Origin of the sequence: Cuniculiplasma divulgatum, assembly GCF_900083515.1 — an archaeon.
In the GTDB taxonomy this organism is placed as follows: Archaea; Thermoplasmatota; Thermoplasmata; order Thermoplasmatales; family Thermoplasmataceae; genus Cuniculiplasma; species Cuniculiplasma divulgatum.
Map to the genome: position 1 here is coordinate 62,700 of NZ_LT671858.1, position 16,872 is coordinate 79,571.

General features: G+C 41.6%; 21 protein-coding genes. 14 read left to right on the forward strand and 7 right to left on the reverse strand.

Annotated elements, in window-relative coordinates; all coding sequences use genetic code 11:
• Positions 1-75 precede the first annotated feature (75 nt).
• From CSP5_RS00295 to CSP5_RS00315, 5 genes are all read left to right on the forward strand, one after another.
• The gene (locus CSP5_RS00295) at positions 76-609 is read left to right on the forward strand and encodes a DoxX family protein (RefSeq protein ID WP_148689407.1); all 534 of its coding nucleotides are present in this window, start codon (positions 76-78) and stop codon (positions 607-609) included.
• 183 nt (positions 610-792) lie between these two features.
• Positions 793-1,230 (forward strand): P-loop NTPase family protein, encoded by a 438-nt coding sequence (locus tag CSP5_RS00300; protein ID WP_148689408.1) that lies wholly within the window; start codon positions 793-795, stop codon positions 1,228-1,230.
• Positions 1,208-1,513, forward strand: coding sequence for a hypothetical protein (locus CSP5_RS00305; protein ID WP_148689409.1), 306 nt, complete (start codon positions 1,208-1,210; stop codon positions 1,511-1,513). The genes CSP5_RS00300 and CSP5_RS00305 overlap by 23 nt, the downstream gene beginning before the upstream one ends.
• 87 nt (positions 1,514-1,600) lie before the next feature.
• Complete coding sequence (locus tag CSP5_RS00310) at positions 1,601-2,206, forward strand: recombinase family protein (RefSeq protein WP_148689410.1); 606 nt, start codon at positions 1,601-1,603, stop codon at positions 2,204-2,206.
• Positions 2,207-2,466: 260 nt separating this feature from the next.
• A complete protein-coding gene (locus CSP5_RS00315; RefSeq protein ID WP_148689411.1) occupies positions 2,467-3,552 on the forward strand; it encodes a Cdc6/Cdc18 family protein in 1,086 nt (361 codons plus the stop codon).
• A gap of 630 nt (positions 3,553-4,182) precedes the next feature.
• On the opposite strand, the gene CSP5_RS00320 is transcribed toward CSP5_RS00315, so the two are convergent.
• Positions 4,183-4,563 (reverse strand): winged helix-turn-helix transcriptional regulator, encoded by a 381-nt coding sequence (locus tag CSP5_RS00320; protein ID WP_241869820.1) that lies wholly within the window; start codon positions 4,561-4,563, stop codon positions 4,183-4,185.
• An 80-nt stretch (positions 4,564-4,643) separates the two neighbouring features.
• Here CSP5_RS00320 and CSP5_RS00325 point away from each other — a divergent pair, with 80 nt between their 5' ends.
• The 7 genes from CSP5_RS00325 to CSP5_RS00355 all read left to right on the forward strand — a co-directional run bounded on the left by CSP5_RS00325 (position 4,644) and on the right by CSP5_RS00355 (position 9,316).
• Positions 4,644-4,877 carry a heavy-metal-associated domain-containing protein gene (locus tag CSP5_RS00325; protein WP_148689412.1) on the forward strand — a complete coding sequence of 78 codons (234 nt, stop codon included), beginning with the start codon at positions 4,644-4,646 and terminating at the stop codon, positions 4,875-4,877.
• Positions 4,878-4,890: 13 nt separating this feature from the next.
• Entirely contained in the window at positions 4,891-6,330 is a 1,440-nt protein-coding gene (merA, locus tag CSP5_RS00330) for a mercury(II) reductase (protein ID WP_172399361.1), read from the forward strand.
• A gap of 5 nt (positions 6,331-6,335) precedes the next feature.
• Complete coding sequence (locus tag CSP5_RS00335) at positions 6,336-6,710, forward strand: DUF302 domain-containing protein (RefSeq protein ID WP_148689414.1); 375 nt, start codon at positions 6,336-6,338, stop codon at positions 6,708-6,710.
• Between the two features lie 467 nt (positions 6,711-7,177).
• On the forward strand, positions 7,178-7,720 hold the full coding sequence (locus tag CSP5_RS00340; RefSeq protein ID WP_148689415.1) for a cupredoxin domain-containing protein: 543 nt from the start codon (positions 7,178-7,180) through the stop codon (positions 7,718-7,720).
• Between the two features lie 20 nt (positions 7,721-7,740).
• Entirely contained in the window at positions 7,741-8,301 is a 561-nt protein-coding gene (locus CSP5_RS00345) for a helix-turn-helix transcriptional regulator (protein ID WP_172399362.1), read from the forward strand.
• Between the two features lie 56 nt (positions 8,302-8,357).
• Complete coding sequence (locus CSP5_RS00350; RefSeq protein ID WP_172399363.1) at positions 8,358-8,717, forward strand: SHOCT domain-containing protein; 360 nt, start codon at positions 8,358-8,360, stop codon at positions 8,715-8,717.
• 8 nt (positions 8,718-8,725) lie between these two features.
• Complete coding sequence (locus CSP5_RS00355) at positions 8,726-9,316, forward strand: rusticyanin (protein ID WP_241869821.1); 591 nt, start codon at positions 8,726-8,728, stop codon at positions 9,314-9,316.
• Between the two features lie 321 nt (positions 9,317-9,637).
• Here CSP5_RS00355 and CSP5_RS00360 read toward each other — a convergent pair whose 3' ends face one another.
• The 4 genes from CSP5_RS00360 to CSP5_RS00375 form a co-directional block, all read right to left on the reverse strand.
• Complete coding sequence (locus CSP5_RS00360; RefSeq protein WP_148689419.1) at positions 9,638-10,030, reverse strand: DUF302 domain-containing protein; 393 nt, start codon at positions 10,028-10,030, stop codon at positions 9,638-9,640.
• 4 nt (positions 10,031-10,034) lie between these two features.
• Positions 10,035-10,226: an SHOCT domain-containing protein gene (locus tag CSP5_RS00365; protein ID WP_148689420.1), complete on the reverse strand. Its 192-nt coding sequence runs from the start codon at positions 10,224-10,226 to the stop codon at positions 10,035-10,037.
• Positions 10,227-10,314: 88 nt separating this feature from the next.
• Positions 10,315-10,728: a hypothetical protein gene (locus CSP5_RS00370; RefSeq protein WP_148689421.1), complete on the reverse strand. Its 414-nt coding sequence runs from the start codon at positions 10,726-10,728 to the stop codon at positions 10,315-10,317.
• 144 nt (positions 10,729-10,872) lie between these two features.
• Entirely contained in the window at positions 10,873-11,400 is a 528-nt protein-coding gene (locus CSP5_RS00375) for a TRASH domain-containing protein (protein WP_148689422.1), read from the reverse strand.
• A gap of 75 nt (positions 11,401-11,475) precedes the next feature.
• On the opposite strand from CSP5_RS00375, the gene CSP5_RS00380 reads away from it, so the two are divergent.
• Positions 11,476-11,616, forward strand: coding sequence for a YHS domain-containing protein (locus CSP5_RS00380; protein WP_021795528.1), 141 nt, complete (start codon positions 11,476-11,478; stop codon positions 11,614-11,616).
• A gap of 11 nt (positions 11,617-11,627) precedes the next feature.
• Positions 11,628-13,736 carry a heavy metal translocating P-type ATPase gene (locus tag CSP5_RS00385; RefSeq protein WP_148689423.1) on the forward strand — a complete coding sequence of 703 codons (2,109 nt, stop codon included), beginning with the start codon at positions 11,628-11,630 and terminating at the stop codon, positions 13,734-13,736.
• A gap of 53 nt (positions 13,737-13,789) precedes the next feature.
• On the opposite strand, the gene CSP5_RS00390 is transcribed toward CSP5_RS00385, so the two are convergent.
• A complete protein-coding gene (locus CSP5_RS00390) occupies positions 13,790-14,608 on the reverse strand; it encodes a DUF4396 domain-containing protein (RefSeq protein ID WP_197685805.1) in 819 nt (272 codons plus the stop codon).
• 980 nt (positions 14,609-15,588) lie between these two features.
• Positions 15,589-16,839, reverse strand: a complete 1,251-nt coding sequence (locus tag CSP5_RS00395; RefSeq protein WP_148689424.1) for an MBL fold metallo-hydrolase — start codon at positions 16,837-16,839, stop codon at positions 15,589-15,591.
• Positions 16,840-16,872: the final 33 nt, after the last annotated feature.

The window sequence follows — 16,872 nt, forward strand, 5'->3', positions numbered from 1 at the left end:
TTATATGGTTCACTCTGGATTACGCGGTTACAGGAAAGAATATTATACATTGTGAAAGTATAATGTTTTGAAGTTATGAAGATACAAAGCGACGCTTGGTTTGTATCGCACGCCGTGATATTAAAGAACACAATTCGTATGGTTTTCGGTTTAGTATGGGCCATAGATGCATCATTTAAGTTTCAGCCAAGCTTTATCAACTCATTTCCAAGTCTTATTGCTTCTGCAGCTGCGGGACAACCATCCTGGCTCTCTGGGTGGTTTACATTCTGGCAAACAACGACTTCTTCCAACCCGGCCTTATTCGCCTATTCTGTTGCGATTCTGGAAAGTGCCCTGGCTTTTTCCCTGATTTTTGGGTTCATGAGGAAAATTGCATATGGTGGTGGGTTCTTCTTCAGCCTGGTTATCTGGTCAATACCAGAAGGATTTGGTGGACCATATGGACCAAGCTCCACAGACATAGGTACGAGTATCATTTACGCTTTTGTATTCCTCCTTCTTGCCATCATATCTGCAACTTATGGAACCAGCAAGTATTCTCTGGATGCCTTGATAGAGAAACGTGTTTCATGGTGGCATAAAATTGCTGAGATAAAGCAGGGATAAATGAGGATATGCCCTTCAACACCAACAATCTAGAATACGTGAAAGGCAAGGACATGGAGAGCGTTGAAACAGAAATCAGGAAACGGTTAACCAAGTGATGGTTAACTTGTAACGTAAAGTTATAAAGCGTTGAAAGGTTAACATTATAAGGGTATTAATACTCCAGACATTAGAGGGAGTAGAATGTCATTCTCCGGCAGATTTTCGAGATGGATCCCGTTATTAATCGTAGCGGTTGTTGACTTCTTTGTCCTCTTTTCAGTACTCTATTTTTTACCCAGTTCTTCTCCTTATTACACGCCACTTTACTACATAGTATGGGCTCTGACCTTTGCTGCTGTAGTTCTCACTGGCAATTCCATAAGATTTAAAACAGGTTTTGGAAGAAGAGTTGTTTACAGATCAAAACCTAACTTCATTTACAGCAATATAGTTGACGATTCCGACACAGATGAATACAAGAAGAAGCTTAAGGAAGCATCCGATCTCTACCTTCAAGGGAAAATAAGCTCCGATGAGGAATTCTTCTCAGCAATAGGCGAGCATACACCAAAGGAGGAAAGTATTTTCCGCGCTCTGAAAGTAGCACGGGAAAACTTTGGAAAAATGGGCAGGAGATAATCATGCAAATGCAATACCTGCGTCTTCTGATAACTGCAGGTTCAATAAGACGGGAGAACCTATGGCTCAAAAGCTAAGCCAGAGAGAATACTTCATCATTTCTACTTCTTTTGCAGCATTAGGTCTTGTTGCTTTGACAGCTGGCCTTTACTACTTTTTTGGATACGTGAGCTCAAGCTCAGTATCTAACATTGTATTCTACTCTGCTCTATGGATTGTTGGAGTATTAGTTCTCCTAAGAAGATACTCAAAACGCAGACCTTCGAAAGGCAATAACCAGTGACTTCACTGTCACTAAACTTGTAATTTTAGTAACGCCACTAAACACTGGATTTTAATAACATATGCGCCCCTAAATTCTATGAATTAAATGGCACTCGCTTTCGCTTATGTTCGTGCCAGCACCCAGGAAGAGGTCAGGCAGGGCTCAAACGAGAGGCAGAAGGCCATAATCAGAGAGTACGCGAAGTCCAGGGGCTATGAACTTGAATTCTTCGAAGACAGGGCGAAGTCCGGGAAGAACATCCAGAGGCCGGATTTTGAGAGGATGCTAAATTCTCTTGATGCCAAGCCGAAGCTTGTCATTGTCGCAAAGATCGATAGATTTGCCCGTTCCCTATCAGACCTGCTGAGAATGCTTGAATATCTGGACCAGAAGGGCATAGGATTCATCAGCGTCAACGACCCAGGCATAGATACAACCACACCCAACGGAAGGCTCCTGCTGCAAATCCTGGGTGCTTTTGCGGAATTCGAGAGGAATATGATCAATTCCAGAACAAAGGCAGGAAGGGAACAGGCCATGAGCAGGGGAGTCAAATTCGGGAGGCCTGCACTGAAAACGAGGAATGGAAGCTTCATAGACAGGAGGAAGGTCATTGAACTGAAAGAGAGAGGCCTTTCTGCAAGAGCCATAGCAAAGTCCATGGAATGCTCAATAACGCCAATACTGAAAATCCTGAAAGAAAGCCACTGATTCTCAGTGAAAGAGAGAGAGTCGCCGAACGCGTCGGCGCTCTTCTTATATATAATATATACCTGATACAATGAACATAACATTCTAAAAAAATGGAATTTTCTTCTATTTTTCTAAAGTAAAACCAAACAAACACATCCACTCGTTTTCTGACACTCTCTCTTCTGAAATGAAAACGACTGTTCTACGACACTCAATGATTCGACTCGTTCGGAACTTTTAATAATCTTACCAGTGAATCATAAAAGTGCAGTGATCGCATGGCTCTGAAAGATCCATATGCGTTCTTTGACAGCAAGGTCAAGCAGAGGGCAAAGGAAACCAGCAACATAAAGAATGCACAGCTATTCGACATGGATTTCAAGCCAAATCGCATCCTCATAAGAAAGGAACTTGACAAGGTTACCAATGACCTTGCAGACTACGTGAACCTAAACCTTCCCAGGCACATAATCATCTATGGTTCAAAGGGTTCCGGCAAGACGCTTAGTGCTTTGATCATGGCAAAGGCCCTGAAAGAGAGCAAATCTGTGCCATATTACTACATAAACGTAAGAGAGAACCCAACCTCCATAAAGATATACAGGTATCTGACAAGGATATCCAGCAGAGGCCATGACATTGATGAAGTAAAGAACAAATTTGACTCGTTGCTGTCTGGAAAGTCAATTGTTATACTGGACGAAGTTGATTTTCTCCAGGACTATGATGTCCTATACCACATAACGAGACATACAAAAGCTAACCTTATCCTGCTGACCCAGAAAGTCTACTGGTACAAGGACATGAACGACGAGAGCGTGAAGAGTTCCCTGCAGCCTGACCACATAGTGTTCCATGAATACAACGCAGATGAGATTCGCGAGATACTGAAAATGAGGGCAGAAGAAGGTCTTAACAAATTCGACAAGGTTGCTTTAGGCCTCTTATCCGCCATGCTTGTCAGGGAGTACAGGAGCGATGCGAGGATCGGCCTCAAGGCACTGGAGATACTTGGAAGAGTTAACAAATGGACTGATGAGGCAGTCATATCAGCATTGAGGCAGGCTTATGTGGAGGTGGAGGGAGAAACTCTAAGGAATCTTGGAGACAGGGACTTATTGATTCTGGCGTCATTGATCAAGAACCAGGACACGAATAAAGCCTATGCTGAAGTGACGAATATCAACAGCTTCCTGGTTAAGGGAATGAGCAAGTCAACATTCTTCCAGAGCGTCAACTACCTGCAGAACCTAGGTCTGGTCACGCTGATTAAGAAAAAGATTGGCCGGTACTACACAATGGAATCGCAAATTTTATTATCTGATGCGTCGATTGTATCTGTCGAATTAAGAAAAAGGCTTTGAAGAGTTTCAATGATAACCATAAGACTATCCAGGTAATATTTTGGTATCTATCGGTAAGACTTCGGCTCAAATTCACCCCTAGCCCCTCGTTGAGCCTTCGTCAATTGCTATGTGCCCTTCGCTCGCCTGCACGCCGAGCACAGGACCCCATGCTTCGCCTACAATCAAAATTCACCCCTAACCCCTCTTTTGATTTCCATCTCGCACTCTTCTGCGAAGAGCCCCTCATTCGCCTTGCTCATTCAGGGTGGTGTCCTGTGCTCGCCGCTCGTGGTGTATGTGTGGTGTTACACACCTTCGCTTCGCTTGGTGTTCCACACCACCCACCGCTAACGCTTACACCACTCGGTCTTGCTACGCAAGACTTCCGGCTCGCTTCGGGCACATTACTCTCTCCTGCGGAGGTCAATTTGAGGGGAACAGGGTAGGGGAATTTTTGACCGCACCATCTCGTTGCACTCGGTGCGGGATTATTGGAATATGAGAGAATTCTTCCGCTAGAACTAATCAAACAACGGAAAGCGCTATGCGAAATTCGTAATCAGATCTATCAGGGGTCAAACAGAAAGTTGCAACCAAATTATTTTCGTTCTCTGGTTTCTCACGTGAAAAAGTAGCATTTTTCAGTTTTCAGTGTAATGAAGTCTGTTCGATTAAACGCAGCAGTGGAAGCAAACTCTCCCTCACATTACGGCCAAATTCAGTGAGTGAATAATTAACTCCTTCTGTTTCTTCTCTTCTCTGGATTAAATGTAAATCCTGCAACTCCTTAAGCCTACTGGAAATAATCGTTGAGCTTGAATAGGGGATGTCTCTCAGTATTTCATTGAAATTCTTCCTGTTTCCATTGTTTCCTATTACACCCAATATCATCATGGTGTATTTCTTGCCAATCAGGCTAAGAAGAGGCAGGGACGGATCAACACACACCGTAGATTCGCGATCCTCGATCATGCAGGCCTTGTTCTTGTTTTGGAATCTCGTGCGTTCATCATTCTGGATTTTCCCCAATTTATATCACCCACATATCATCCAGGAAGGTTAAAAAAAGTTTACGTTTCCATATTAATATCTGCCTGCGATGTGAAATAATGCCAGAAGAAAGAGTGAAGCTCAGAATATATGGAATGACGTGCGATGACTGCGTTAGGACAGTAAGCAATGGTCTCAAGAACCAGGATGGTGTCCTCGATGTAAGAATCTCCCTGAAAGACGGCACCGGAGAAGTTAATGTGGATTCGGATAAAGTAAATCCAGAGGAACTTCTTAAGAACAAGGTATTCGAAAAGCCGTCACACTACAAAGCAACTCTCATGGATCAATAAAGGGGGCATAGATTTGAACAGTGATGTACAGAAATTCGATCTTGTAATACTGGGAAGAGGCGCAGCTGCATTTTCGGCCGCAATCAAGGCTTCGGAACTCAGCAATGGTGAGATGACCGTTGCCATGATAGGCACGGGACCGCTTGGAGGTACATGCGTCAATGTGGGTTGCGTTCCATCAAAATACCTGCTTGAGGCATCTCATTCTGTCTTCAGGCCGGAACATCCAATGATGGCGGGTATTCACGCAACACCAGTGAAACACGACTTTTCAGAAGTAATGGAAGGCCTGAGATCATATGTTGCACACGCAAGGGATTCAAAATATGTCCAGGTGATTGAAAACTACAGCAATGTGAATCTTTTTGACGGTCTTGGGAAATTCGTGGATAAGAAGACCGTAATGGTATCAGATTCTGAAGGAAATGATATTGCTTTAGTCTCAGGATCCAACATTCTCATCGCAACCGGATCACATCCCACCGTGCCCAACATTGAGGGGTTGAAGGAAACAGGATTCCTCACCAGTGATACAATATGGGCACTAAAAGAACTGCCGGAGTCAGTTGCCATAATAGGTGGAGGTGCCATTGGACTTGAACTGGGACAGGCACTGCTACATTTCGGCTCAAACGTTACTGTTATAGAGGCTCTGGATTCCCTTCTTCCCCAGTCCGAACCTGAGATTGGATTTGCGCTTAAGAGCAAACTGGAGGAAGAGGGCATGAAGTTCTACCTGAGGGCAAGAGTTAGCTCAGTAAGCTCATCAGGAAACAGAAAAACAATTCATGTAATAACACACAAGGGAGAGGAAAAAGTAGAAATCCACGAGATCATAGTTGCAACCGGAAGACAGCCCAACACACCATATCTGAATCTCAAAGCTGCAGGTGTTGACACCGATTCCAGGGGGCAAATTGTCACTTCCGAAACAATGAAGACATCCGCACCTGGAATTTATGCTGCAGGTGACTGTGTTTCAAAAAATATGTTTCTTGAAACTCTAGCGGCAAGGGAAGGTGTCATAGCCCTGAGCAACATGTTCGGTGAAGACCTTAAGATCGATTACGACTCTGCAACATGGGCAGTATTTACCAGCCCACAGGTTGCAGGTGTGGGAATGACAGAGAATGAATTCTCCCAGAAGAATGGATCGTGTTCGTGTAGGGTATTTTCCCTTGAAAATTTAACAAAGGCAAGCATAATGGGAGAAACAGAAGGTATTATAAAGATCACCGTCGATCCAAAGGACAACAGGGTAGTGGGAATGCACATCATGGCTCCAAATGCCACAGATATAATAACAGAGGGCACATATGCTGTCAGGAACGGATACACCATTGATGATATAATCGCAACAAGCCACATATTCCCGTCATTTTCAGAGGGTGTGAAACTTGCAGCCCAGTCGTTCATCAGGGATCTGTCCAAAATGGCGTGTTGCGTGGAGTGATAGAAATGAAAGTGGAAGAAATAATATCAAAATTCGGATTCGACCAGACAGTTGAGTTTCTTGAGAGATCTGTAGATGAGAATGGCCTGAAGACCGTATCAGTAATAAATGCTCAGGCAAATTTGAGGAAAATTGGTGTTGAGACAGGTGGAAACAAAATTCTGGAAGTTTTCCACCCAAAGCTTGCCAAGGAAGTTTTCGACAGCGATCTGAGAGCGGGCATAGTTCCGCCCTTGAGAATTTACATATACGAAGAAAATGGCACAACCCATGTAGAAACGCAGAATGCGGCGGAACTTTTCTCCGAGTTCAACGGACTGGAGGAACTTGGCAGAAAAGTAGACGGAATGCTAAATTCTGTGATCAAATCTGTCAAATAATGCATTTATGGGAAATAAGATAATGGAGTGAAGAGACACGAATGGCTCCAAATGCCATTTTATCAATTATATTTCTCAATAGATAAGGAATCTGATGGATTACAGTACTCAAAAGCACTTAAGGTTTTCAAGAATCATTACTTAGAGTTGATTCTGCTAATCAATGCCTCTAACACGACGAATGGTGAGAGTTCTAAAGTGATAAGCATAGCTGTCCTAATTTCCCCATCTGGGTCATGATACTAAAACTGCACAACAATTTTTCACAGATCTTTAATTGCTATACATTATGAACAGTCATGATGCAATTCCTTTGCATTGTGATAAGGGAACTTTTAAGATTTCTCAACCATTCTTTCATTATGTAGGAAAAGGTTTTCTACGCCATTGTTTCCGCGATAGTGATTATAGGAGGAGTGGGGATTGGTGTTGCTTATGACCATCAGGTCGCTGTCAGCAGCAGCCATATGAGTAATCAGCAGATTGGTGGCACATATCACCTTGACTTGGTAGAAGTCATGGACGCAAACTACAACAGTTCGATCGGGGCACAACCCAGATACTATGAGGTTGTGAATGGCTCTCTTCAGTCCCCTTCCAATATCACGCTGCCTACACACACCAAGATAACTGTCACCATCACTTCTTACGATATGGGTAATGCCTCTGTACCATCGCAGTATTTGACAGCCAGTGGAATACAGAATGACAAGGTTCTTGCAATAAACGGCACAACGGCAATGGGAAGCAATACTTCAAAGTCATGGTCAACTAATATGACATCATTCCCCGCATCAAAAGTGTTGCATACTTTTACCATCTTACAAGGATCAAGCATCATTGTTAACATTCCTGTAATGGCAGGATATACTGAAATCGCATCATTTTATCTTAACAGCACCGGAAGCATGACCTGGCAATGCGAGGCTGCTTGTGGCACAGGATCATCAGGATGGGAGGGTGCAATGTCCACTGCCGGCTGGATGACAGGAACAGTTTATGCCCAATAAATGATAGAGTATATCGATCTATGAGAAGGAGCAAAGATTCTGCATTTCCAGCATCCGGGGATCCACAGGGCATAAGACGGCTTATATTCTACGGTATCTCCCTGATGCTCTCTCTCCTTATCATAGTCATCTCGATAACATTTTTTGTGGTTGTTGTTTACCTTGAGGGCAGGGTAACTGAAGATTTTTTCTACCTTTTTACAGGAATTATTACCGTTAACCTTGTAATTTCAGCACTTTCCGTTAAAGGATTGATGACTCTCTATCCCATATTACAACCTAAAAATGGAGAATTCAGAACTATGATCTTATCAAGGTCAGATGAGATGCGCTCATCTGGTGACACCACTTCAATGACTAGAAAGAACTCGGAATACTTTACAAACTTAGAGCTTGAAGTGATAGAACTTATAAGAAATAATGGAAATAAAATGCTTCAAAGCAAGATAGTAACCACAATAGAAGCATCGAAGGCATCAATTTCCAGAACGCTTACATCTTTAGAGAACAAAGGAGTGGTTGTGAGGATGAGAAAGGGAGTAACAAATGAAGTAATCCTCATTGAAACCTATTCCAATTAGTTCCGTGAAACATGTTTCAACCTAAACTTAAGTGCCTTTTCATCATATATAACTTCATGGAAAAAAGAGTTGAAAACCTGATATGGATTCTTGTAGCACTTGTGTCGGTGGTTGCTGCAGTTGCAATAATTATCTCCATACTGTTTGGAGGCAACTACTATAATGGAACCTATGGGCCCTTTGGTATGATGGGTGGCTTCTATGGAATGGGGATATTAATGCCGATCATTGGCGTCATTTCGGTAATCTTGGCAATAGTGTTCATTTATTTCATCTTTGAAGCAGTTCAAACTCCAGAATCGTACAGACCTGTTGAGAAAGCCGCAAATGCAGAGGAGATAGCGAAAGAAAGGTTCGCAAAGGGAGAGATTTCTGAAGAAGAATACCGCCAAATAATTGAAACTATAAGGAGGTGAAAATTAGTATGAACACGCATAAAACCATTGGAATTGCGGCGGGTGCCTTCCTTGCTGCTGTTCTTGTATTTTCGGCTTTCTATTACTACGGCGGATATAATACATCTAGCGGTTCCCAGTACCTAACGCAGTCACAGCTTGAAAGTCTGAATGTAACTGAGCAGGGAGTTTACGTTTCACACGTGAATTCAACTGTTTACATAAACAGTTCCACCAGTTTGCTTGTGATGGCTGGTCCAATGAACGCGCCGAGCATGTACAGCTTCGAGATACAGGGTTTGTTCAACCCAACAATAGTAATTAAAGAAGGAGTGACCATTAACTTCACAGTTGTAAATATAGATACCGACTCTGAACACAATTTTGTGTTGAGCAGCCAGGGACCGCCATATTCGTACATGAATGGCATGGGCTCCATGGGCTCGGGAGGATATGACTCTATGACGTCTATGAGTTTTCTTCCACCAACAAATTCTGGTCACTTCTATTATTACAATGTCAGCTACGGTTTTTCACAAACCGGAACTTACTGGTACCTGTGTACCTATCCAGGGCACGCCGAAAACGGGATGTACGGAAAAATAGTCGTAGAACGGTAATTAATCTGGCGGTAGCAATACTGCCTACCTAAATTTTCTCACTAAGAAGTAAGGTAAACTCCATCACTTTATGGCAAATTGCTGGGATGTCCAGGAAAATAAATGAGTGTCTTGAGTTCATTATCAAAAATAACTCAAAGGATAACAATTACCATAGTTGACAATAAAACCATCCTGATGGTTTACTGCCTTACCTGAATAAATTCACACACAGAAATTCTCGCGCATGCATTTTAGACCATATGATAACTAATCCCTGCACTAAAAGACTGGTGCTCCAGAAGCAGTCTTTCCTGCTTAACTCTGGAGCCTATTCAACGATTATATAAATGAGTCCACAATGGTTTTGAGTTTGGTCTCAACCTCATCCAGAAAGGCCGCATTCTGTTCCGTCTTATCTGTTTTAAGAGTTCGGAAAATTTCTGCAGGCAGTTGAGCAGATATTTCCGTACCACCTTCCACTGATTTCGCTATTAGATGGCATGGAATGAGTGTCTCTACCCTATTGTCTAAGGAAAGAGCCTCATGTGCATATTTAGCATTGCAAATATCAAAGGTTCTGAGATTTGGATATTCAAACCCCTTTGACCTCAGTATGTCACTTGTCCTGATCTCAGATAATATTGAGAAACCATTTAGAGGCACTACCTCTCTTATCTTATCGCACACCTCGTCGAAGGAACGTTCTGATTTAACTCTGTATTCAGTTGCCATTTCTTCACCTGGATAAAATTTGTTTCTTCATGCTTAAATATTCTTCCTTCTCGATTTCTCCCCTTGCATATCTCTCGTTCAATATGCCAATTGCAGTTTTAGTTTCATTCACTGTGGGGTTTTCCTCACTGCCGTGACTGTGCATATGGTGCTTTCCCATATCATTTCCTGCATTCTTCATACATCCGCAAGACATACTTACGAAATCATGTGAAGAGATAAAACAATATCCTATTCAATTTGTAATTTATGATGACTGAAAACATACATAATGATAAGAGGTATCAATAGGTTAGCGAGAATCCTTTCACGGTCAGACTTCCAAATCGTCCTTTCCTGATGGAAATGTCTTGCCTGCCCTTATCTATGGCTCGCCACACAGCTTTGCTGATGACAAACGTGAACTTCTCAGTTTTAATAATTTCATATGAGGATGAGTCATTGATGCTGTCAAGAATTCCTGCACTGATTTTAGCTTCCAATTGGCACATATTATCGGGGCACGGGCCCTTTTCCTGCACCAAATCCAGGACAAGAAATTTTCCTTCTGCAGCCTTTACTACTCCTTTTCCCGATTCGACTTTCCCCTTTCCAACAGATATTAATTCTGGAGTGTTGGAATTCTTGACCGACGGGTCATTATCAACCGCACCAGGTGTCGAATGCCTCCCGGTAGTGAAATCTCCTCTCCCACTCATAGATAATTATAATTCTTCTCAGTTATTTATAATATAACTGTCCAAACTGTCCAGAACGCTCCAATTTACTAAACACTATGAGAACAATTTGAGTAGAATGCTTCCATGCCCTTTTCCACATGTTTTGGTTCGTATATGCTAATGTCAGTTTTCCTCCATAATTAACTCTCCTCTTTTCTTAAGATCTCTTTCACAGTTCGGACAGCACACGTAATATGTCTTTCCCCTTATTTCAACTGAGATCGGATTATCTTTGATCTCCTTTCTACAGTAATCGCAGTGGAGGTTTTCTGCCCTGTTCATGTTTTCATACGATTCCCTGGAAGTGGCAATTTCAACTCTTTTTATGTTGGCCCCCTTTATCTTTATGAGGTCCTCATAGTAGAGGATCACCATGTAGGTTCCGTCTATTAGAGAGAAACGCTCCAGGATGATATTCCCCGGTATATTATCTAAATTGTCAGTGTATATGAGAACCATATCCTTTTCTTCATCTGCAATGGAGATGGTGAATTTCTTGATCCTTCCGCTTGATATGATTGAATCCATGGCCTTCTTGGCTGTAAGCCTGCTGGTCCCCAGTTCACTTGCTATGTCCACTATGCTCATCCTGGAATTTCTCCTGAGCAATAATATGAGTCTCTGTTCCAGTTCAGAAAGATTTCTTCTCATAATGTAATGATTTTACTCAACTACTTTAACATTATGCATAAGGATAATATTTGTATCGCAACACAATTCATAACCATGGCAACAGATGTAATATGCGGAATGAAAGTGAAGGAGAGCACTGACCTGAAGAGTGAGTTCCAGGGAAAAACATTCTACTTCTGCAGCAGCCACTGCAAGTCAGAATTTGACAAGAACCCCCTGAAATACAGCAGGTAAGGAGAATATAAATGCCAACCGATCCTGTATGTGGAATGTTTGTACCGGAGGATACCGATCTGACGTCGGTAGTCGACGGTCAAACATACTATTTTTGTTCAAAAACCTGCCAGCAGAAGTACAGCTCACCTGAAAAAGAAGCGATCCGCTTAAAAAGACGACTTGCTCTTGGGTGGGGCCTAGCGATACCAATCATAATCATAAACTACCTCGTTCCAGGAAACCTTTTTCTTGGACAGGCATACAAGGATATTGCCCTATTTATACTAACTCTTCCGGTTCAATTTTACTCAGGCTACGGATTCTATGAAGGAGCATATCATGCCATCAAGAGCAGATCCGGAAACATGGATCTTTTGATCTCGATGGGAACACTGACTGCATTCATATTCTCAAGCTATGTTACCTTCTTTCCGGGAAGAATACCTGCCGCAGACGTCTACTTTGACGCATCCGCATTCATCATCACACTCATACTCACGGGCAACTTCATTGAGAACTTGACAAAGGTCCGTGCCAACAGGGCCGCAAGTAAGCTTCTGGAGCTTATCCCAAATGTTTCACACGTGATCACAGAAGATGGAAAGGAAGTTGACACACCAACAGACGAACTCAGGGAAGGCGACATTATACTTATCAGGCCGGGCGAATCCATCCCTGCAGATGGGATGGTCTTCGACGGTTCAGCTGAAGTGGATGAATCCATGCTCACTGGAGAACAGGAACCGGTATTGAAAAAGAAAGACGATATGGTTTCATCTGGCACTTCCAACCTCAATGGCGTCCTTAAGATAAGTGTTACAAGAACGGGAAAGAACAGCACCGTCAGCCAGATATATGAACTGATCCAGAGGGCAATTTCAGGCAGGGCAAAGGTGCAGAGAATTGCAGACGTATTTTCAGCAATATTTGTTCCTGTGGTGATTGCTGCAGCCCTGGCTTCAGGACTCTTCTGGTATTTCTACCTCAACAGCACAGGTTTTGCCCTTCCACTGGAAATTGCAGTTCTGGCATTTGTCTCAGTTGTAGTCATAGCCTGCCCGTGCGCCATCGGGCTTGCCGGACCAATCACATTACTCATATCCTCGAATTACGCATCCGAGAATGGTATAATTATAAAGAATACCAGCGCTCTTGACAGGCTGTCAAAGGTCAATATGGCTGTATTCGACAAGACTGGCACACTCACGGAGCCAGATCCGGCCATTACAGACATCCTCCCAGAAAAAGAGTGGTCAAAAGAAGAAGTGCTGCATATGGCAGCATCTGTTGAGAGATCTTCCAACCATCCCATAGCCAAGGCCATAATAAAGGAGGCTGGAAAAGCCTCAATTTCGATCGATGAGGCACAGGAGGTCAAAGAGATACCTGGTATGGGGATATCGGGCACTGTTAATGGCAGGGAGGTAAAAATAACTAGGGCCAGTCGTGCAGGAGGATCTGTGGTATCCGTTTACGTTGATGAGGTAGGTATAGGTGACATAACGCTTGCATACACCGTCAGGGAGAGTGCAGTTGAAACCGTCAAAGAGCTCAAAAAGCTTGGCATAAGGACTGCCATGGTATCGGGGGACTCGAAATCCGAGGCCGAAAGGGTTGCCAATATTCTTGGAATCGATGATATCCACGCGGAGGTTCTTCCGGAGAACAAATCAGAAATTATCAAGGAATACCAGATGAAAGGAGACTTCGTCATGTTTACAGGAGACGGGATCAATGACACTGTGGCACTTGAAACAGCGGACGTTGGAATTGCAATGGGTTCAGGTACGGATATAGCAAGGGAAAGCGGTGACATTATACTCATTAACAACGACCTGAGACAGCTCATACTGACTAGGATTATAGGAACCAAGACAATTTCAAAGATAAAGCAGAACATTGGGTGGGCTGTGGGTTACAACACGCTGCTGATGCCAATTGCCGGCGGAGTGCTGGTCCCATTCCTCGGGCTGTCTGTCTTCTCTGTTCTTCCAATACTTGCTGCATTTGCAATGGGCATGAGTTCATCATCTGTGGTGATAAACTCCCTGATGCTTAGAAAAAAAATTAGAAATGAATGGAAAAGAAGTGACTTCCGCCTGTATTCTAAGTCGGCGCAGCCTCATCTTTCACAGTGAAAAATGGGTTAAATAAACAAACATTATACCTTCTATTTTACTGGAACACACATTTACAGGCCACCAAAAAACCATGCAATTATTATTCCTGCGGCTAGCGCTAAAATTGATATAGATGCCATTATCGATATGATCCCTCTGCTGGGATATACTTCTTTCATGTGGTGCATATCTGTATGTTTGTTTATCATACTTTCTGAATCGTGTGTTTTAGGTCTGACAGTCATCATGCCGTGCTTAAGGTGATTTGATACCAGCCACCAGTTCATTGGGTAAGCCATCCCTAAGCCTCCCAAGAGAGCCATGGAGAATATAAACCAGAACACCACTCCTAACGGGTTATGACCTCCAGGAATGTTTGCCAGGGAAATGGTTGAAATGGGAATCATTGCAGTCATCAGAAGATTCATGGAGAGCAGTTCTGGTATAAAAGTCGAAGCTAAGGAACGCTTGTAAGAACCACCTGCCATGTCACGCATGAACAATGACTGGAATATCGCCCATCCAAAAAGGAAACCCATGGAATATTCAATAGCCACGTCGACAAATGGAGAAAAGTGTATTACAGAACCAATTACCGCGCCCACTAATATTCCTATGCCGTCTCCCGCAACGCAATGTATAGTAGACCCAAGTACCTGTCTCCACCTTGCAGAAACGTAGCGTTCATGTAGACCAGGTAGAGGCTCTCTGCAACCTACCACATACAGGAAGGCACCTATGACTCCAGCATACGCTGTCACCAAGACAAATCCCAGTTTAAGGATTGGATTCTCTGGAGTGGAACGTATATCCAAGATTACGAAAATCAGGAAAGGGATTGTAAGCGCAAACCAAAGCAACATCACTCCTTCAAGAATTGAGGTGTACATTTCACACAACTTCTTCTAAGTCTTGTGATATTATGTTAGACTATGTAGTTCTTATCTCTTTTCTGAGACAGTGGTTGAGACGTACCTCATTTCTTTTATCACCAGCCAAAGAACCCAATATGTTGAGGTCTCAGAAGTTGTAGGACGCCGTAAGCTACCATACAGAAGGTAACAAATGCTTTGTTTTCACCACAAAATGAATTTACATTGGTTTTATGAGAATTCATAGTATTCGCTTAAAACATTAAGCGAATCCCGACCGGTCCATTCTGAATTTTTCAGTTAAATGAGAAAATCTCAAAATCATTCCTAAGTTTATTGTCCTTTGCTTATTCAAGAAATTTAGAGATTTTAACTCTGCATCTTTGTGCCTCCTCCAACAATTCTTCATGGACATTAAAGTTTAGTTTCCCTTGAATGTGCATGCATACGTTCAAAAAAGAATTAAATGATACAATGTTGAACAGAGACTTGTACCATTTCTTTGTTGGCATATTTCCAATGGCTGTAAATCATACTTTCTTTGTCCCACTCTTTCCGTACAAACAAATTTATAATTATTCTTAATATCTCAATTTCTAATCCTGATATTGCTGGCCAAACTGCTAAACTCAATACCACACAATAAAAATATCTGTATGTCTAAGAACGTGTATACTTCTCTGACAATGGAATAGGAATTATGAGGTTTCAGTATTTTGAATATGGAATATAGATACTCAAATCACCAAATTGTTAATTGGAAATAACCTCTGCAATGTATTTCCTCGTACACCAAATTTCCTACTATAGTGAATTTAAAGTTGTTTAACAAACTAGACGAATCTAAATGTATCAGGTCTACATTGTCCGATCTATTGATAAATGAAAGAGAGAGGTTAGGAAGACAGAATTAAGATCGCATTCTCCTAGTTAAAACATCCAATACAAATTAACTTTTCTTTTTAATGAAACATTTCTTAGAGCAAGTCACATCTATTTCACGGAAAAACGTATTGGTCAATTCTATTAATATCATTGCAAAGTGAGACTGAATTACCACTAGTAACAATATCTGATATTACATCAGCGTTTGGATGATGATGATTATTGCCCAATCCAAATGATACAAACCAATGACCAGGGCTCACAACGTGTTTCATTATATCTAGATTCCAATTTCCTTTTGATCCGTGATGAGGAATAAGCAAATTGTTCATTTGATCAAGACAATCACTAAAATGTTTAAGAAATGCACTCGATACCTTTTTGAAGTTTACATCTCCGGTTAATACCCATCCAAATTTAACATTGGATTCCAATTCTGTTTTGCAATGGTAAAAATAATAATTTGATGGCATATTTCTTGTGGAATCTGCAGGGCATAAGAGTGAATGAATTTGCTTTTTAGTTGGTCCATGGAAAACTATTAAGGAAGTATCGTTTAGCTCTTTAAAAGTATTTTTATAGCATTTTTCGAGTTTATCTAAATGGCCTTTATTTAAAAGTATTTTTTTTAGCATTACATTATTTATATTTCCTGTGTTCGGTAATATTTGTTTAACACATTTTTCTAGTTGCGATAAGTTCTGTTTTGTTGGAGGGGAGAAAAACCTGAAAACCCATTTCTTTCTTAAAGTAACCAATCCAGTATGGTTTTTTAATAAAATTTTTCCCTCAAAATTCTCTTCAAACAATTGATTATCATAATCTCTAATCATCTTTCTAAGATCTTCATTATCAGAAAGCTTAATTGCTTCATCATTTAAATCTTCGGAACTCAGATCAAACTCACCACCTGGAAATTCATCATTATTTCTTTCATACCTTTCGTCATTTTTACTATTATTACCACTGATTAAAACAACTTTATCAGCCCCTAGTTCCAAAAAGTAACTTACCGGATCGATAAGTAAATTTAAGTATGATTCAGTTAAATGTGCATGCCCACCTAAAGCCAAAAGAAGTCTTTGAATTGGAAGCAGGTAAGGTAAGAACACATATCTGACTTTAGTATTTTTCATTAATTCTTCGATCCCACTAACATGATCCAGGTGCAGGTGAGATATAATTAACATGTCAATTTTAGAATTCCCCAATCTGCTTTTGTAATCTCCTATAATACTGGATATCTTATTTAGAGCTTTCATTGAACCACAATCATAGACCATATTAAAGCTACCAATTTTTCCAGTGTAGAAAAGCCCCTGCCCAACGGGCTCTAAAGAGAATCTGGCACAATATTTAATCATATATATTATAAGTGCTGACTGTATAAAATTGTT